16 protein-coding genes are annotated in these 16,297 nt (G+C 66.4%); 6 read left to right on the top strand and 10 right to left on the bottom strand.

What is annotated here, in order from left to right; all coding sequences use genetic code 11:
- Nucleotide 1 precedes the first annotated feature (1 nt).
- Nucleotides 2–520, bottom strand: coding sequence for a GNAT family N-acetyltransferase (locus ABZ827_RS18585; protein ID WP_357238031.1), 519 nt, complete (start codon nt 518–520; stop codon nt 2–4).
- Between the two features lie 130 nt (nt 521–650).
- Between ABZ827_RS18585 and ABZ827_RS18580 the strand changes: the two genes are divergently transcribed.
- The 3 genes from ABZ827_RS18580 to fdhD are packed head-to-tail and all read left to right on the top strand — an operon-like array spanning nt 651 to nt 4,980.
- Nucleotides 651–1,769: an FHA domain-containing protein gene (locus ABZ827_RS18580; protein ID WP_357238029.1), complete on the top strand. Its 1,119-nt coding sequence runs from the start codon at nt 651–653 to the stop codon at nt 1,767–1,769.
- Nucleotides 1,770–1,819: 50 nt separating this feature from the next.
- Nucleotides 1,820–4,156, top strand: a complete 2,337-nt coding sequence (locus ABZ827_RS18575) for an FdhF/YdeP family oxidoreductase (RefSeq protein ID WP_357238028.1) — start codon at nt 1,820–1,822, stop codon at nt 4,154–4,156.
- Nucleotides 4,153–4,980 (top strand): formate dehydrogenase accessory sulfurtransferase FdhD, encoded by an 828-nt coding sequence (gene fdhD / locus ABZ827_RS18570; protein ID WP_357238027.1) that lies wholly within the window; start codon nt 4,153–4,155, stop codon nt 4,978–4,980. The genes ABZ827_RS18575 and fdhD overlap by 4 nt, the downstream gene beginning before the upstream one ends.
- A gap of 57 nt (nt 4,981–5,037) precedes the next feature.
- Here the strand turns inward: fdhD and ABZ827_RS18565 are convergent, their stop codons facing one another.
- Complete coding sequence (locus tag ABZ827_RS18565; protein ID WP_357238026.1) at nt 5,038–6,207, bottom strand: FAD-dependent monooxygenase; 1,170 nt, start codon at nt 6,205–6,207, stop codon at nt 5,038–5,040.
- 107 nt (nt 6,208–6,314) lie between these two features.
- On the opposite strand from ABZ827_RS18565, the gene ABZ827_RS18560 reads away from it, so the two are divergent.
- Entirely contained in the window at nt 6,315–7,049 is a 735-nt protein-coding gene (locus ABZ827_RS18560) for a TetR/AcrR family transcriptional regulator (protein ID WP_357238025.1), read from the top strand.
- Between the two features lie 42 nt (nt 7,050–7,091).
- Here ABZ827_RS18560 and ABZ827_RS18555 read toward each other — a convergent pair whose 3' ends face one another.
- Together ABZ827_RS18555 and mihF are read right to left on the bottom strand one after the other, a co-directional pair.
- On the bottom strand, nt 7,092–7,529 hold the full coding sequence (locus ABZ827_RS18555) for a hypothetical protein (RefSeq protein WP_357238024.1): 438 nt from the start codon (nt 7,527–7,529) through the stop codon (nt 7,092–7,094).
- A gap of 106 nt (nt 7,530–7,635) precedes the next feature.
- Nucleotides 7,636–7,950, bottom strand: coding sequence for an integration host factor, actinobacterial type (gene mihF / locus ABZ827_RS18550; RefSeq protein WP_030523251.1), 315 nt, complete (start codon nt 7,948–7,950; stop codon nt 7,636–7,638).
- Between the two features lie 451 nt (nt 7,951–8,401).
- Between mihF and ABZ827_RS18545 the strand changes: the two genes are divergently transcribed.
- A complete protein-coding gene (locus tag ABZ827_RS18545; protein ID WP_357238023.1) occupies nt 8,402–8,779 on the top strand; it encodes a nuclear transport factor 2 family protein in 378 nt (125 codons plus the stop codon).
- Nucleotides 8,780–8,987: 208 nt separating this feature from the next.
- Entirely contained in the window at nt 8,988–9,557 is a 570-nt protein-coding gene (locus ABZ827_RS18540; protein ID WP_357238022.1) for a carboxymuconolactone decarboxylase family protein, read from the top strand.
- A 157-nt stretch (nt 9,558–9,714) separates the two neighbouring features.
- Here ABZ827_RS18540 and ABZ827_RS18535 read toward each other — a convergent pair whose 3' ends face one another.
- The 6 genes from ABZ827_RS18535 to ABZ827_RS18510 all read right to left on the bottom strand — a co-directional run bounded on the left by ABZ827_RS18535 (nt 9,715) and on the right by ABZ827_RS18510 (nt 16,066).
- Nucleotides 9,715–10,179 (bottom strand): hypothetical protein, encoded by a 465-nt coding sequence (locus tag ABZ827_RS18535; protein ID WP_357238021.1) that lies wholly within the window; start codon nt 10,177–10,179, stop codon nt 9,715–9,717.
- Nucleotides 10,180–10,280: 101 nt separating this feature from the next.
- Entirely contained in the window at nt 10,281–11,561 is a 1,281-nt protein-coding gene (clpX, locus tag ABZ827_RS18530; protein WP_357238020.1) for an ATP-dependent Clp protease ATP-binding subunit ClpX, read from the bottom strand.
- Nucleotides 11,562–11,910: 349 nt separating this feature from the next.
- Nucleotides 11,911–12,576 carry an ATP-dependent Clp protease proteolytic subunit gene (locus tag ABZ827_RS18525; protein ID WP_357238019.1) on the bottom strand — a complete coding sequence of 222 codons (666 nt, stop codon included), beginning with the start codon at nt 12,574–12,576 and terminating at the stop codon, nt 11,911–11,913.
- A gap of 88 nt (nt 12,577–12,664) precedes the next feature.
- Nucleotides 12,665–13,255, bottom strand: coding sequence for an ATP-dependent Clp protease proteolytic subunit (locus tag ABZ827_RS18520; RefSeq protein ID WP_357238416.1), 591 nt, complete (start codon nt 13,253–13,255; stop codon nt 12,665–12,667).
- 642 nt (nt 13,256–13,897) lie between these two features.
- Nucleotides 13,898–15,283, bottom strand: a complete 1,386-nt coding sequence (gene tig, locus ABZ827_RS18515; RefSeq protein ID WP_357238018.1) for a trigger factor — start codon at nt 15,281–15,283, stop codon at nt 13,898–13,900.
- Between the two features lie 204 nt (nt 15,284–15,487).
- Nucleotides 15,488–16,066, bottom strand: a complete 579-nt coding sequence (locus ABZ827_RS18510) for an FKBP-type peptidyl-prolyl cis-trans isomerase (protein ID WP_357238017.1) — start codon at nt 16,064–16,066, stop codon at nt 15,488–15,490.
- Between the last annotated feature and the right edge of the window lie 231 nt (nt 16,067–16,297).

The following is a 16,297-nucleotide window of genomic DNA, read 5'->3' as shown; positions in this document are numbered from 1 at the left end:
GTCACGCGTATTCCCACGCGGAGACGGAAGCGGTCATACAGGCCCGCGGCCACCGATCCAGGCCGTGCGCGGCCTCGGCGGACCGTACGGCCCGTAAACCGGGGGTCTCCTCGGCGGGATCGAGGTAACGGAAGCCCAAGCGCTCGTAATAGGGACCGTTCCAGGGAACTTCGGTGAAAGTCGTCAAGGTTATGGCGGCCGATCCGCGCCCGGCGGCCCACCGCACCGCCCGGTCGATGAGCCGGCGGCCGATCCGCTGCCCCCGGAATTCGGGCAGAACCGACACCTGGTCGATATGGGCATTACCGTCGACGGTGCTCGCGATGAGGTACCCGACCGGCCGGCCTTCTTCCTCCGAGAGCCAGGCGCGGCCGTCGAGGACGAATTCCCCGAGTACAGCGGCAGGCAGCGGATCGTCTCCGGCTACCGTCTCCATACCGGCGGCGGCGAAGGGTTCACCCGCCCTGACCTCGATATCCTGCAGGACGGGGATATCGGCGGCGGTCGCGTCTCGGATCATGGGCACTCCCGGTGGTAACAGCGCGCTGGTCCGCGAAGGTCGGATGCGCGAGAACACAGATCATCTCTCGGGCCGGGTAACGGATCGGCATCTATGCTGGATGCGGTGATACGCCAGGAAGGAGCCGTGCGTGCGCGTTGATACGTCCACCATCGGTATCGCGCCGGGTGAGGGCCTGGTAGCGCGTTTCGGTGATGTCGTGATCTACCTGGTGGGAGCCAATGCGTCCACCGAGCGGATACTCGGCGCCGTCGAGGCGGTGGCGGATGCGGAACATCCCGGCGCCGCGATTGCGCAGCGGCTTGCCGCGGTTGTTTTCGGCACCGGGTCGGAACCGCCTCCGTTCGGCCTGGTCGCACCTACCGCCGACGGCACATTGATCCTGCTGCGCGGGCCCGTGTCGGCGATGATCTCCGGCGCCGAAGGCTCGCGGAGCCTGGTCGGCTCGCGGGCGTTCACCTGGGTGGACGAAATCGTCCGCGACCCGGTCCGCACCCTCTCGGTGGGCCCGGGGTCCGACGCCCGGGTGTCCCCGTATCCCCGCACCGATCTACGCGCCGGGGTGGTCCCCGGCGGTGGTTTCGTCATCCACGCGGCCGTCCGGCGCCGCGGTAAGAAACATCACCGGGCCATCGATCCGGCCGCGGCGAAGGGCTCGGGTGAACCACCCGCGACAGCGCCCGCCGGTCTGGCTGCCGCCGTGCCTGATCCGGCGGCGGAATCCGGTCCGCCGACCGGCCTCGCGGCAGCTCGTTCCGCGGAACCGCTGCCCGGTACACAGGCGTGGTCCGCGGCTTCGGAACCGCCGCGTTCCGAGGCCGAACCAATCAGGTTGCGCAAGGAGCCGGCGGGCCCGCGCCTGAACGGATCCCGCAACGGTTCCGGCAAACAGCAGAAATCCGCTCCCGCCCTGGTGGCCGAGGACGGCACCAGCTATCCCCTCGACCGCGCGTACGTCATCGGCCGCGGCCCTTCGGTCGACGAATCGATACGTCGTAAGACCGCCTCCCCGTTGGTGCTGCAACGCGACCGTCACATCTCCCGGGTACACGCCTACCTGTCGGTCGACGACGGCAAGGTTTTCCTCCGCGACGCCGGCACCGCCGCCGGCACCTTCATCTCGACCCCGGATGAACCGCGCTGGACCCGGATCGGTCAATCCCCCACCGAACTACCGCCCGGCGGCCGGATCCGTATCAGCGAACAGATCCTCACCTACCATTCGGAATCCCCGGACGCCGCCACCTGAGCGGCGTGCCCGGGCCCGCGCACTTCCGCCCCGCAGCGCACAATGGCGGTATGCACCGCAACGGCCCGATCGACGATATCGACGAATCCGCGCTGACCGTCACACCCCCGAAGGCGCAGGCAGCCGGGGTCACGGCGGTCGGTATCGCCTTGGGGCGGGCGGTCGCCGATATGGGCGTCGTCCGGACGGCGCGGACGCTGGCCCGGGTCAACCAGGTCCACGGGTTCGACTGCCCGGGTTGCGCCTGGCCGGAACCGACCGGGCACCGCCGCCCGGCCGAGTTCTGCGAGAACGGGGCGAAGGCGGTCGCCGAGGAAGCGACCCTGAACACCGTCGGCCCGGAGTTCTTCGCCCAGCATTCGATCGCCGATCTCGCCGGTAAGTCCGGGTACTGGCTGGGCCGTCAGGGCCGGCTGACCCACCCCATGGTGCTGCGGCCGGGCGATACCCACTACCGGCCGATCTCGTGGGAGGACTCCTACCGCCTGATCGCCGAGCAGTTGCGCGCGCTGGATTCCCCGGACGAGGCCGTGTTCTACACCTCCGGACGCACCGCGAACGAAACCGCGTTCCTCTACCAGCTTCTGGTCCGCAGTTTCGGCACCAACAACCTGCCCGACTGCAGCAATATGTGTCACGAATCCTCGGGTGCCGCGCTGACCGGGTCGATCGGGATCGGCAAGGGTTCGGTGACCATCGACGATTTCGCCGCGGCCGATCTGATCTTGGTGGCCGGCCAGAATCCCGGTACGAACCATCCCCGGATGCTGAGCGCGCTGGCCGACGCCAAGAAATCCGGTGCCCGGATCGTCGCGATCAACCCGCTGCCCGAAACCGGCCTGATCGGTTTCCGGGATCCGCAGACCGTGCGCGGACTCACCACCGGCGTCGATATCGCCGACGATTTCCTGCAGATCCGGCTCGGCGGCGATATGGCCCTGTTCCAGGGGCTGGCGAAACTCCTGTTCGAGGCTGAGGACCGGGCCCCGGGCACAGTCCTGGACCGCGCATTCATCGAGGCCCATACCGCCGGTTTCGCCGAATACGAACGCCATATCCGCGCGGTCGACCTGGATACGGTCTGCGAAGCGAGCGGTCTCACCCGCGCGGACCTCACCCGCACCGCCGACCTGCTGGCCCGCTCGGAGCGGATCATCGTCTGCTGGGCCATGGGCCTCACCCAGCACAAGCACGCTGTCGCCACCATCGAGGAAGCCACGCATCTGCTGCTGGCGCGCGGCATGATCGGCAAACCGGGTGCGGGTGTCTGTCCGGTGCGTGGCCATTCCAATGTGCAGGGCGACCGCACCATGGGCATCTGGGAGCAGATGCCCGAACCGTTCCTCGCCGCGCTGGATCGGGAGTTCGGGATCACCAGTCCACGCACACACGGATACGACACCGTCGCCGCCATCCGCGCACTGCGCGACGGGCAGGCCCGGGTGTTCTTCGGTATGGGCGGGAATTTCGTGGCCGCCACCCCGGACACCACCGTCACCGAGGCTGCGCTGCGCAACTGCGCGCTCACCGTGCAGGTGTCGACCAAACTCAACCGCAGCCATGTCGTGCACGGTGCCACCGCGTTGATCCTGCCGACCCTGGGCCGCACCGACCTGGACATCCAGGACGGTATGCGCCAGCAGGTGTCGGTGGAGGATTCGATGTCGATGGTGCATCTGTCCACCGGCCGCCTCGACCCGGTGAGCGACGAACTGCGCAGCGAGGTCGCCATCGTCTGCGAACTCGCCCGGGAACTGCTCGGCCCGCAACATCCGGTGCCCTGGGAACAATTCCGCGGCGATTACGACCGGATCCGCGACGCCATCGCCCGGGTGGTCCCCGGATGCGCCGATTACAACACCCGGGTGCGGCAACGCAACGGTTTCGTCCTCCCGCATCCACCCCGCGATACCCGCGAATTCCGTACCGCCACCGGGAAAGCCAACTTCGCGGTGAACGAGCTGAGCTGGGTTCCGGTGCCGCCCGGGCGGCTCGTCCTGCAGACACTGCGCAGCCACGACCAGTACAACACCACCATCTACGGCCTCGACGACCGCTATCGCGGCGTGCACCACGGTCGCCGGGTGGTCCTGGTCCACGCGGAGGATATCGCCGAGATGGGTTTCCAGGACGGCGATCTCGTCGACCTGGTCGCGGAGTGGACCGACGGTATCGAACGTCGCGTCGAGGGGTTCGCGGTGGTCGCATACTCCACGCCCCGCGGTAACGCCGCCGCCTACTACCCCGAAACGAACGCCCTGGTCCCCCTCGACCATGTGGCGGAACGATCGAACACCCCCGTATCGAAGGCTGTCGTCATCAGGCTCGAACCTCATATCCACCGCAGCGGACCGCAGCGCGCTACCCACCGTCCCGACCCGAAATGAGCAGAGTCACCGCGCGACGCCGGATGCGACGTATCACCCCTTCCGGCGAGATCATCCGTCCCGATACCCTGGCCGTCGAAGAGCCCTTGGAAATCCGCGTACGCGGTGAATCGCTCACCGTCACCATGCGCACGCCGGGCAACGATATCGACCTGGTGCACGGTTTCCTCTTCGGTGAGACCCTGATCGCCGGGGCCGCCGATATCCACAGCGCCCGCTATTGCGCCGGTACCGACGACGCGGGGCACAACACCTACAACGTGCTGGATGTCGGCCTGCACGCCCCGATCGTCCTCCCGGACCGCCCGTTCCTCACCACCGGTGCCTGCGGCCTCTGCGGGCGGACCGCGCTCGACGAGATCCGGCTGCGCAGCCGGTATCCGCTGCCGCCACCGGAACCGCTGCTCGACGCCGAGGTGCTGGCCGTGCTGCCGGACCGGCTGCGCAGCCGCCAGTCGGTTTTCGACGCCACCGGCGGCCTGCACGCGGCGGGCCTGTTCACACCCGCCGGGGAGGCACTGGCGGTCCGTGAGGACATCGGCCGCCACAATGCCGTGGACAAGGTGATCGGCTGGGCTCTGCGCGAGAACCGGGTCCCGGCTTCGGATCTCGTGCTCGTGGTCAGCGGGCGTGCGTCCTTCGAGCTGGCCCAGAAGGCGGTGCTGGCCGGTATCCCCGTGCTGGCGGCGGTTTCGGCGCCCAGTTCGCTGGCGGTCGATCTGGCCGGCGAGTCGGGTCTCACCCTCGCCGGTTTCGTTCGCGGCGAGACGATGAACATCTACAGCCATCCCGAGCGGATCCGCGGTTCCGGTACGGCCGGATGACTCCGGCACGCCACGGCGTCGCGGCGGCTGGGCTCGATGCGCACCGGACCGTACCCACTATCGCGGCGCCACAGCATAGTCGGTCAGTTCGATATCGTCCTTGGCGTCACCGGCGAACTTGTCCATGAGATCGAACCACCGTGACCCCAGGAACCAGTTACGGAGCCGCAGGCCCCAGGCGGTTTTCGGCGCCAGGAACGGCCCCGGGCTGCTACTGCCGCCGAGCTTCGCGTACCGGCGCATGATCCGCTCGTAGCGTGCGAAGGCCGTGGTGTGATCACCCGCGGCGGCGGCGAGTTCACCGGCCAGCACATAGGCCCCGACCAGTGCCAGACCGGTTCCGAAGCCGGCGAGCGTGTTCCCGTAGGCGCTGTCACCGACCAGAACCACCCGTCCCGACGCATAACTGGGCATCCGCACCCGGGCCAGCCCGTCCAGGTAGAAATCGTCGTATTCCGTGAGTTCGGCGAGCATTTCGGGTACCGCCCCGCCCATACCGGTGAACCGGTCGATCAGTACCCGGCGTTTCTCGGCGTCATCGGCGAACCCGAGTTCGGGCGCGGCGAACATGTACATCTGCTGCGCCTTCGGCCCACCGCGCACCGCCAGACGCCCCGGTGCGGTGTACCCGAGTGACGTCCGTCGGCGCGGTCCTTCGGCATGCTCCCCAGCCGGCGGTTCCCCGGCGATGGCGTAGTAGTACCCGCGATGCCGGACGAATTTCTCTTCCGGCCCGAACGCCAGGCGGCGCACCCGCGAGTGGATCCCGTCCGCACCGACCACCAGGTCGAACCGGCGTGCCGGCGCGTGTTCGAATTCGACCTCGACACCGTCGGCGGTTTCGCGCAGCGCGGTGATCGAATCACCGAACACGTAGGTGCAACGCCGGGCGGTGAGCCCGTAGAGGATCTCGGCGAGATCGCCGCGCAGGATTTCGACATCGCCGCCGGTGAAGTCGCCGGATATCCGCGCCTGTTCCCGCCCGTCGGCATCGACGAAAACCATATCGGTGGCGCCGGTACTACGCCGCTGGATTTCGTCGTAGACCCCCATCCGCTCGAGCACCGTGCGCTGGACGGTTCCCTTGAAGTCGACCGCCTGGCCGCCCGGACGCAGGGCGGGAGCGCGCTCGACGACGGTGACGTCGAATCCGTAGCGGTCCAGCCAGTAGGCGATCGCGGGGCCGGCGATGCTCGCCCCGGAGACGAGAACGGTGCGGTTCTGCATGACGAACTCCATCCATTAATTGCGTCCCATGGAAACTGTTTCCGCTGGACGCCGATCAGCGTATGGTAGACACAGTTCCAGGTCAACCCATTTCCGAAAGGCACCCGATGGCGACGCCGACCGTGCTCGAGCTGCTCTGGGGAACCGACCGCCGCCCGACCCGGGGACCCAAACCCACCCTCACGCGGTCCGCGATCGTGGCCGCAGCGGTCGAACTGGCCGATACCGAAGGCTTGGCCGCCCTGTCCATGCAGCGGCTGGCCGATCGGCTCGGCTATACCAAGATGTCGCTGTACCGCCACGTGCCCGGCAAGGCCGAGCTCACGGCATTGATGGTGGAGGAGGCGATGAGAGACCTGCCCGCCCTCGACACGTCGGGCCCAGAGCCGTGGCGTAGCGGACTGCGGTCATGGGCACGACTGACCTTCGAGCGCTACCGGCGCCATCCCTGGGTGATGGAGCTGCTGGCCGGCGTGCGACCGATGGGTCCCAACGAACTGGGCTGGACCGAGGCCGCATTGGAAGCGGCGGCCGATATCGACCTGACCGGCCCGGAACGGCTCGACACACTTGTCGTGCTGAACGGCCATGTGCGCAGCCTCGCGCAGCAGGTCGTGGGCCCCGGAGCCACCGAGGAAGAATTCACCGTCGCGATGGTCGCGGCACTGGAATTATCGGACGACCGGTTTCCGCGATTGATCGCGGCGCTATCGGACCATCCGGCGCCCGGCGAATCGCAGGCGAGCGCACCGCATCGCGATGCCGCCCTCGAATTCGGAACGGAGCGGATTCTCGACGGTGTAGCGGCGCTCCTGGCCGAACGCCGCATCCGGCGCGGCTGACCCGTATTTCCGGGCCGGTTACGGATACCGAAAGGATGGCTCTCACATTCCCGGCAACCTGATACCCCGCTCCGCCGCGAGCCGGGACAATTTCTCCGCCTCGTCGATGGCGACCGCGACATAGATACGAAATCCGTCGTCGTCCCGGCGCAACAGGTATTCGTAATCGCTGTCGGTGAGCAGCGCGTCGTCGCCGTCGTAGAAATGCCAGCGCACTCGCGTCCGGACCAGCGAACCGGTCAACCGCACATAATCGATCACGGTGTGATCGACGCGCGCCAGACCGAGCATCTGATAAATGGGATGGGCCTGCGCCAGCCCCTGGGCCATCTCCTCGTGTGAATGCAGAGCACCGACGAAATCGTCGCCCACAATGGTGCCCGGGGTCCCCCACATCACGGCCGTACGCTCGGCGTCATACGCGCTCAGGGTGGATTGGTATTCGTCGAGGAACGCTTCGAGTTCTTCGCGGACGGCCATATCGGCCACGTTATCCCCACCCGCCGGGCCATGCCGGTCGTTTCGGACTACGACCGGCTCGGCCGCGGCCGGAGTTCGGAGCGTCCGGAGCCGGACGCTCCCCTCCTCAGTTGGCCAGCGCCTCCAGCAGCGCCGCGCGCTGGCGGGCACCCAGGCCACCGATACGGCGATCTTCCGGGATATCCGCCTGATCCATCAGCTTGGCAGCCTTAACCGGGCCGACGCCGGGCAGCGCCTTGATCACGGCGACGACCTTCGTCTTCTTGACCAGTTCATCGCTATCAGCCTTGCGCAGCAGGTCGGCAACCGAAACCTTGCCGTCCTTCACCTGACCGATGAGTTCGGAGCGCGCCTTGCGCACCGCCGCCGCTTTGGCCAGAGCCTCCGTGCGTTGTTCTGCGGTCATCGTTGGCAGTGCCATATCTCCTCCGCTTTCACTCGTCGCTCGAACATCTGGTTGACCGGGTCGATTCAACATCACAATACCGACACCGAACCTCCGACACACCGGCCAGACCTGCAGTCATAGCAATGATTTCTGATTCTCTCCCCGGTCGGACGCGGCCCCGGACCGGCCGGCCGCCCGGCCCCTCGGGTAGGTCACGGCTGGAACACGTAACATTTGCGGCCCCTCCAGCGAAAATCTGAGCAGACACAAAGCCTGTACGGCGGCGGTTCAACGGCGAACCGAGGGGTCAGCGCGGATACCCGCCCGTTGTACAAATTCTGCACTGTGAACTGGTATTTCTCCTCCACGATGAGGTGGGGGGCGTTGCGGATCGAGCCGCGGCATCCGGGAGATCCGATGCCGGATCCACCCGCAGCTGCTACGCTGCCGAACCTAGAACAGGTTTCACTTTCTAGGAGTGGTGATGGCACGAGAGATCCGCGACGTAGTCGAGGCGTACGTAAAACTCGTCGGCGCGGGCCCGACCGACGATATCGTCGCTCTCTACGCGCCGGATGCCGTCATCGAAGACCCCATCGGCACCGAGCCCAAACAGGGCCACGACGCCATTCGCGAGTTCTACAACGTGATCGCGAGCCTCGAACGGGAAACCGCACTCGCGCCGGAAACCGTGCGTATCGCCGGAAACCATGCCGCCTTCGTATTCACCCTGATCACCAAGGCCGGCGGCCAGCGAATGACCCTGAGCCCGATCGACGTCATGGAATTCGACGACGAGGGCCGGATCACCCGGATGCGCGCCTACTGGAGCGCCGACGATATGGCCGTCGAGCCCGAATGAGCCGCGGTGCGGCGACTCTACTGCGCTGAGCCGTCGCATCGCCGACCCCGGGTCGCCCACGATCGGCCCTGGCCCCCATCATGCACGCGGGTATTCTGGTCATCAGGATCCGCGCACGCTGGGCCGTTTCGTGGGCACCCGGGCGTCACACCACGGAACCGTATCTCGTCCAGGTAGTAGGGACATCTACACCGAACGAGGAGATCCGATGAGCACATCCCGTATCCCCGCCCTCGCCCCGAACGACGCCGGGCTGCTGACGAGGGTGATGTACTGGTTCGCCCGGCGCAAAATGGGCGAGGTACCGGAACCGCTCGCGGTGAGCGGCTACCACACCGGAATACTGGTCTCCAGCGGTGTTCACGAACTCATGGTGGAGCGGGTTTCGAAGAAACTGCCCGCCAATATCCGGGAGATCGCCGTATACCGGACTGCCTGGACTGTCGGCTGCTCCTGGTGCGTGGATTTCGGCACCATGCTGCAACGCCTGGACGGACTGGATATCGACCGGCTCCAGCACATCGACGAATACCAGACCTCGCCGCACTACACCGACGACGAGCGAGCAGCGATCGCCTACGCGGACGCGATGACCGCGACTCCCATGACAGTGACCGATGAGCAGGTCGCGGACCTGGAACGCCGCTTCGGCCGGCCGGGAGTGATCGAACTGACCTACCAGATCGGACTGGAGAACTCCCGGGCGCGCAACAACCACGCCCTCGGTATCACAGCACAGGGATTCAGTACCGATTCGTGCCGGGTCCCGTGGGCATGAGCGGGTCAGGCCCGGAGGCGGCAGCGGAGCGTAACCACGCAGGGCCCCCGCTCATGCCCGATCGACTCCGCATGAGCGGATCAGGCCCGGAGGCGGCAGCGGAGCGTAACCACGCAGGGCCCCCGCTCATGCCCCATGGACACAGCCTGACGGCCGCTCAGATGACCCAGCACGCATAACCGATATGTTCACCGCGGCCGACGAAGACCTGCACTGACGGGGCCATATCGTTGCCGCCGGTCGGCTGGACCGCCTGCAGGGTGTGCCCACCCTCGTAGGCGGGAACCCACTGGATCAGCGCCACCCCGCCGCCGGTGGGCGGGATCGTGGCGAAGGGGGCACCGTTGTCGTAGAAGGTCACCGGGGTCACCGCCTCGCTGAGCGTGGCCCGCACCGTATAGGTACATCCGGTGCCGTAATTCGTGCGGATCCCGACGTTCAGATCCGGCATCACACTGATCTGGGTCGCGGTCGCGGCCGCCCGCGGTGCGCCGGGCACGGCGACCGCCAAGGCCGCCGCGACCATACACAGGAAAGCGCCCGCCCGGCTCAGCCGTGCGGGCGCAGACCCGGTACCGCGTCGTTCACACCGAATTCCCCCGATAAGCAGCTGTGTCGCCATGACCGCTCCTACATCGCACGAATGTCGAGTGGCCACCGACGATACAGCGCCCCGGTGCCCGGCGAGCCCGGATCGGGCATCGGAACGGTTGCGACCAGGCGTCAGGCCGACTTCTCGCGGCGCTCCGCGCGCTCCCGTTTCCGCGGAACGATGGTCGGCAGGACATTGTCGTTGACCGTATCCGCGTCGACGACAACCTTGGCCACATCGTCGCGGCTCGGGATATCGAACATCACCTGCTGCAGCACCTCTTCCATGATGGCGCGCAGCCCACGCGCCCCGGTGCCCCGCAGAATTGCCTGATCCGCTACGGCTTCGAGGGCGTCGCGGGTGAACTCCAGATCCACCCCGTCCATCTCGAACAACCGAATATACTGCTTCACCAGCGCGTTCTTCGGTTCGGACAGGATCTTCACCAGGGAATCCTTGTCCAGGTTCGTTACCGAGGCCACCACCGGAAGCCGGCCGATGAACTCCGGGATCAGACCGAACTTGATCAGATCCTCCGGCATCACCTCGGAGAAATGATCGGTCGTATCGATCTCCGCCTTGGACCGCACCTCGGCGCCGAAACCGATCCCCCGGTGACCGGTGCGATCGGAGATGATCTTCTCCAGACCGGCGAACGCACCCGCCACGATGAACAGGACGTTGGTCGTATCGATCTGGATGAACTCCTGGTGCGGGTGTTTACGCCCGCCCTGCGGCGGCACACTCGCCTGCGTGCCCTCCAGAATTTTCAGCAGCGCCTGCTGAACGCCCTCACCGGAAACATCCCGGGTGATCGACGGATTTTCGCTCTTACGCGCGATCTTGTCGACCTCATCGATATAGATGATCCCGGTCTCGGCGCGTTTGACATCGTAATCGGCGGCCTGGATGAGTTTGAGAAGAATATTCTCGACATCCTCACCCACATAGCCGGCCTCGGTGAGCGCGGTGGCGTCGGCGATCGCGAACGGCACATTCAGCATTTTGGCCAGCGTCTGCGCCAGATAGGTCTTACCGCAGCCGGTGGGGCCCAGCATCAAAATATTCGACTTCGCCAGTTCGACGCTCTCCCCGCGCGCGTCGCGTCCCTTGTCACCGGCCTGAATACGCTTGTAGTGGTTGTAGACCGCCACCGCGAGCGTCCGTTTGGCGGTGTCCTGCCCGATCACGTAGTTCTCCAGGAAATCCCGGATCTCCGCGGGTTTCGGCAGTTCGTCGAGCTTGACCTCGCTCGACTCCGCCAGCTCCTCCTCGATGATCTCGTTGCACAGATCGATGCACTCGTCGCAGATGTACACCCCTGGTCCCGCAATGAGCTTCTTGACCTGCTTCTGGCTCTTTCCGCAGAACGAGCATTTGAGCAGATCGCCGCCGTCGCCGATGCGCGCCATCGTGTGGGTCCCTACTTCCTTGTTCGCGTGCAACCATCCGTCCAGCTGTCAGCCGGCCCGCCGCCCGCGGAGGGAGCGGATCCGGCGGAATCACCCGGATCTGAGGGCGGTGCTGTCAACCGGGAACAAAGGTCCCTGGGTTTGACCGTACCCGGTGTGTGCGATCGAGGTCGACAACTCGGGCAGGTTTCTCATCGCAGTTGTGCGGGGATTCACCCGGATACGGCGTCGTCGCGCATTTTCCACCGACCCGCCCGGCCGGGGCGTGTCGCATACCCGGCCACCTATCCGCTGCCCCCGGCCGGCCCGGCGCACCGCGAACACACGACGCGCCGAACCCGGTCGAAACTCACTTCTGAGCGCTGAGCTTCCGGTAATCGAACACCGTATCGATGATCCCGTACTCCCTGGCCTCCTCGGCCGTCAGGATCTTGTCGCGGTCGGTGTCCTTGCGGATGGTGTCCGCATCCTTACCGGTATGCCGGGCCAGCGTGGTCTCCATCAGCCGGCGCATCCGCTCGATCTCCGCGGCCTGGATCTCCAGATCCGACACCTGACCCTGGATACCGCCCTCGACCGACGGCTGATGGATCAGCACCCGCGCATTCGGCAGGCACGCCCGCTTACCGGGGGTACCGGCGGCCAGCAGCACCGCCGCCGCCGACGCTGCCTGCCCGAGGCAGACGGTCGCGACATCGGCCCGCACGTACTGCATGGTGTCGTAGATCGCCATCAGCGACGTGAACGAACCACCGGGGGAATTGATGTACATGGTGATATCACGGTCGGGATCCAGCGATTCGAGCACCAGCAGCTGCGCCATGATGTCGTTGGCCGACGCATCGTCGACCTGCACGCCGAGGAAGATGATGCGCTCCTCGAACAGCTTGTTGTACGGGTTGGATTCCTTGACGCCGAAGCTCGAATGTTCGATGAACGACGGCAGGATGTAGCGCGACTGCGGGCCCACCGGCGCGATACCGCCGAGGCCACGAGGATCATTCGGATTGGCCATATTCGTCTCCAAGTCTGTGAGTGAGCTGTCCGCCGGACGGATTCGCGAACCCCGGCCGGCCACCCGGGCCGGATCCGCGAACGACGCCCTAGTTGCTGCCCGTGCCGCCCGCCTGGCGCGCATTGGTGATCACCCGGTCGATGAAGCCGTACTCCAGCGCCTGGTCGGGTGTGAACCAGCGATCGCGGTCGGCGTCGGCATTGATCTGCTCCACCGGCTTACCGGTGTGCCTCGCCTGCAACTCGTTCAGCTCACGCTTGGTGTAAGCGAACTGCTCGGCCATGATCGCGATATCCGCGGCCGAACCGCCGATACCGGCCGACGGCTGATGCATCATGATCCGGGTGTGCGGCAGCGCGAAACGCTTTCCCGGCGCGCCCGCGGTCAGCAGGAACTGCCCCATGGACGCGGCCAGGCCCATCGCGGTGGTCGCGATATCGCATTCGGCGTACTGCATGGTGTCGTAGATCGCCATGCCGGCGTTCACCGACCCGCCGGGCGAGTTGATGTACAGCGAAATATCTTTGGTGGGATCTTCCGCCGACAGCAGCAGGATCTGCGCGCAGATCTTGTTCGCGATGTCATCGTCGACCTGGGTGCCGAGAAAGATGATGCGCTCACGCAGCAGGCGCTCGTACACGGAATCGCTGAGATTGAGCCCAGCGGTCGGAGCTGTCATGACCTCGGCTTGGTTGATTGTCACGGATACCTGCCTTCTCTCGCCGGCTCGTTGCTGTCACAAACATTAACGAAACAGAGGGTGACCGACGTCCCGGTCCCCTCCCGATTCGCTCAGAGCGCAATATCTGAATGCGGCGTCTCCGGGGCCGCGGGGTCGGGGCTTGCTCGGTGCCGCGTGGTCGTTGAGCACGGAATTTCCGGACCCAGGCCGACCCTCCGCTGTTGGGCTGTGTTTTTGGCGCCGCCTGCGGCGTCGCGGGGTTCGGGGCCCGTCTCGTTCTTCACTCCCGGCGCTCAGTCGCTGCGCTCCTTCGCTCTGGTCGCTCCAGAACGAGACGGGCCCCGAACCACCAAAGTTGACCGGCCGCATGCGGGAAAACGGGGTGGTGTCGCATGCGGACAGACCGGCGGTAGGGGAATCAAACGCGCCCAGGGGCGGCGCCGAGTTCAGCGAGGCCCTTGGAGGTTTTGCCACGGACCGAGGGGGGCCAAAACCCGCGCGCCGGAGGCGCGCCGAAAGACACAGAACCCCGGTCTTCCGGGCGGGGGCATAGCGAAGACAGAGAATGTCCCATTTCTGTCCTTCGATAGCCGACACCACCTGTAGTCCCGGGGCTCCGATCCGTCGTACTCGTATGGGTTACTCCGTGTCCGCGGTGGAGGCGGTGGACTCTTCGGTGTTCGCCTCGTCCTCGGCGTCCTTGGGGCTACCGAACATCTCGTCGGTGTCGACCGTGTTGCCGTCCGAATCCGTGACCGTGACCTGGTTGACCACGCCCGCGAGGGCCTTGCCGCGGCGGACGTCGGCGAATACCGCGCCCAGCTGGCCGGCCTGCTGCACCTGCTGGATGAACTGCTCGGGTGCCATACCGTAGCGCTGGGCCTGGAACAGGATGCGCTCGGTGAGCTCCTCCTGCCCGACCTGGGTGCCTTCGGCTTCGGCGACAGCGTCCAGCAGCAGCTGGGTCTTCACCGACTTCTCGGCGGCTTCCTTGGTGTCAGCGTCGAACTCCTCGCGGCTGGAACCCTGCGCTTCCAGCGCCTCGGCGAACTTGGCCTCGTCGTGGTCGAAACCGTGGACGGCGTCGTGCTCGACGGCGTCGATCTCGGCCTTGACCACGGCCTCCGGCAACGGCACCTCGACGGTGTCGAGCAGCTTCTCCAGCACCTGATCGCGGATCTCGCCGGCCTGCTGGACCTTCTTCGACTGCTCGACCCGGTTGCGCAGATCGGCCTTCAGCTCGTCGATGGTGTCGAATTCGCTGGCGAGCTGGGCGAATTCGTCGTCCGCCTCGGGCAGTTCGCGTTCCTTCACGGAACCGAGGGTCACCGTGATCACCGATTCCTGGCCGGCGTGCTCGCCGGCGACCAGGGTGGAGGTGAACTCCTTGGACTCACCGGCCGACATCCCGATCAGGGTCTCGTCCAGGCCCTCGATGAGCTGACCGGAACCGACCTCGTGCGACAGCCCGGTGGTCGCGGCCTCCGGGACCTCTTCGCCGCCTACCGTGGCGGACAGGTCGATGGAAACGAAATCGCCGTCCTGCACGGCACGTTCGACACCGACGAGGGTGCCGAAGCGCTGACGCAGCGACTGCAACTGCTCCTCGATATCCTCGTCCTTCACCTCGATGGCGTCGACGGTGACAGCGATGCTGCTGTAATCCTCGGGCAGGGTGATCTCCGGCCGGATATCGACCTCGGCGGTGAACGCCAGCTCCTGCCCGTCCTCGATCTTGGTGATCTCGATCTCCGGCTGGCCGATGACCTTCACCTCGGAGGTGGACACGGCCTCGCTGTAGCGGCCGGGCAGCGCGTCGTTGACGACCTGCTCCAGCACCGCACCGCGGCCCAGGCGCGCCTCGAGCAGCTTGGCCGGCGCCTTGCCCGGACGGAAGCCGGGAATGCGCACCTGCTTGGCCAGGGCCTTGTAGGCGCGATCGAAGTCCGGCTTCAGCTCCTCGAAGGGCACCTCGACATTGATCCGGACCCGGGTCGGGCTCAGCTGCTCGACGGTGCTCTTCACGGACATGCTCCTTGTTCTCGTCGGTTCGTCTTCTCGTCGGCCCCGCACGCTATCCGTGCCGGTAGCCGATTGATGGCGCGCGGTCTGGCGACGGCACGCGGGTACGCGCCCTCGGCGTACCGTCCGGAACGGCGAGCACCTGCGGTTTCACGCGCCCGGGATACGCATCCCGACCAGGGTAGTTGACCGGGTCGGGCGCGCTGCTCACTGGGGGACTGTGACCGCGTCGGTGACGAAGACCAAGGTCTCGTTCGGCGGTACCCCGTTACCGCCGGCACCGTAGCCCAGATCAGGCGGAATGATCAGCAACCGGCGGGCGCCCTGCTGCACTCCCTCGAGCCCTTGCTCCCAGCCGGGAATGACCATGCCGGAACCGAGAGCCAGCTCGAAGGGTTCGCCGCGGTCGAACGACGAATCCAGTTTCTCCTTGTTCGACCAGGTGACCAGGGAATAATTCATGGTCAGCTGGTCACCGGCGGCGGCACCGGGCCCCGAGCCGGGAACCAGGTCCTTCACCACGAGCTGCTTCGGCGGATCACAGTCATCGGGGATGGTGATCTCCGGAACCTCACCGAACCCGCCTTTCACCCCGATATCGTCGGCGGTGCATTCCCGGCCTTTCGACTCGGTCGGCGCCCCCTGGGCCGGACTGCCGGCGGACGCGGCCGCGGAGGTGGTGGTTGGTGTCGCGCTGTCGGAACTGTCGTCCGAACCGCACCCGCTGAGGCCCAGCGCGACCGCTCCCACTGCGACGGCGGCGACAATCCTGCCGAATTTCTGCATGGGCTGAACTTATGGCGGCGCCGCCGGAGTCGCGTGGGCGGGGCCAGAAATATGCGGACGCGGGCTTGCGGTCGGAGCAGGGGTGGACTGGGACGTGAAGGTGACAAGTCGACCAATCCGCAAAGGTTCTGTGTTTTTTGGGGGCGGCCGGGGGGGCGCCCCCAAAACAAAAACCAACACACCCCCCGGCAACCCCCCCAACCCGGAGCACCCCCCAGAAACGGCGACCCC

Origin of the sequence: Nocardia sp. NPDC019395 (genome assembly GCF_040632335.1) — a bacterium.
Classification (GTDB): domain Bacteria; phylum Actinomycetota; class Actinomycetes; order Mycobacteriales; family Mycobacteriaceae; genus Nocardia.
This window is presented reverse-complemented; position numbering and strand designations above follow the sequence as displayed.

Excerpts from the sequence above, each read along its gene's own strand:
- ABZ827_RS18585 (WP_357238031.1), bottom strand. The coding sequence starts at position 520 with ATGATCCGAGACGCGACCGCCGCCGATATCCCCGTCCTGCAGGATATC.
- ABZ827_RS18575 (WP_357238028.1), top strand. The coding sequence starts at position 1,820 with ATGCACCGCAACGGCCCGATCGACGATATCGACGAATCCGCGCTGACC.
- fdhD (WP_357238027.1), top strand. The coding sequence starts at position 4,153 with ATGAGCAGAGTCACCGCGCGACGCCGGATGCGACGTATCACCCCTTCC.
- ABZ827_RS18565 (WP_357238026.1), bottom strand. The coding sequence starts at position 6,207 with ATGCAGAACCGCACCGTTCTCGTCTCCGGGGCGAGCATCGCCGGCCCC.
- ABZ827_RS18560 (WP_357238025.1), top strand. The coding sequence starts at position 6,315 with ATGGCGACGCCGACCGTGCTCGAGCTGCTCTGGGGAACCGACCGCCGC.
- ABZ827_RS18555 (WP_357238024.1), bottom strand. The coding sequence starts at position 7,529 with ATGGCCGTCCGCGAAGAACTCGAAGCGTTCCTCGACGAATACCAATCC.
- mihF (WP_030523251.1), bottom strand. The coding sequence starts at position 7,950 with ATGGCACTGCCAACGATGACCGCAGAACAACGCACGGAGGCTCTGGCC.
- ABZ827_RS18545 (WP_357238023.1), top strand. The coding sequence starts at position 8,402 with ATGGCACGAGAGATCCGCGACGTAGTCGAGGCGTACGTAAAACTCGTC.
- ABZ827_RS18540 (WP_357238022.1), top strand. The coding sequence starts at position 8,988 with ATGAGCACATCCCGTATCCCCGCCCTCGCCCCGAACGACGCCGGGCTG.
- ABZ827_RS18535 (WP_357238021.1), bottom strand. The coding sequence starts at position 10,179 with ATGGCGACACAGCTGCTTATCGGGGGAATTCGGTGTGAACGACGCGGT.
- clpX (WP_357238020.1), bottom strand. The coding sequence starts at position 11,561 with ATGGCGCGCATCGGCGACGGCGGCGATCTGCTCAAATGCTCGTTCTGC.
- ABZ827_RS18525 (WP_357238019.1), bottom strand. The coding sequence starts at position 12,576 with ATGGCCAATCCGAATGATCCTCGTGGCCTCGGCGGTATCGCGCCGGTG.
- ABZ827_RS18520 (WP_357238416.1), bottom strand. The coding sequence starts at position 13,255 with ATGACAGCTCCGACCGCTGGGCTCAATCTCAGCGATTCCGTGTACGAG.
- ABZ827_RS18510 (WP_357238017.1), bottom strand. The coding sequence starts at position 16,066 with ATGCAGAAATTCGGCAGGATTGTCGCCGCCGTCGCAGTGGGAGCGGTC.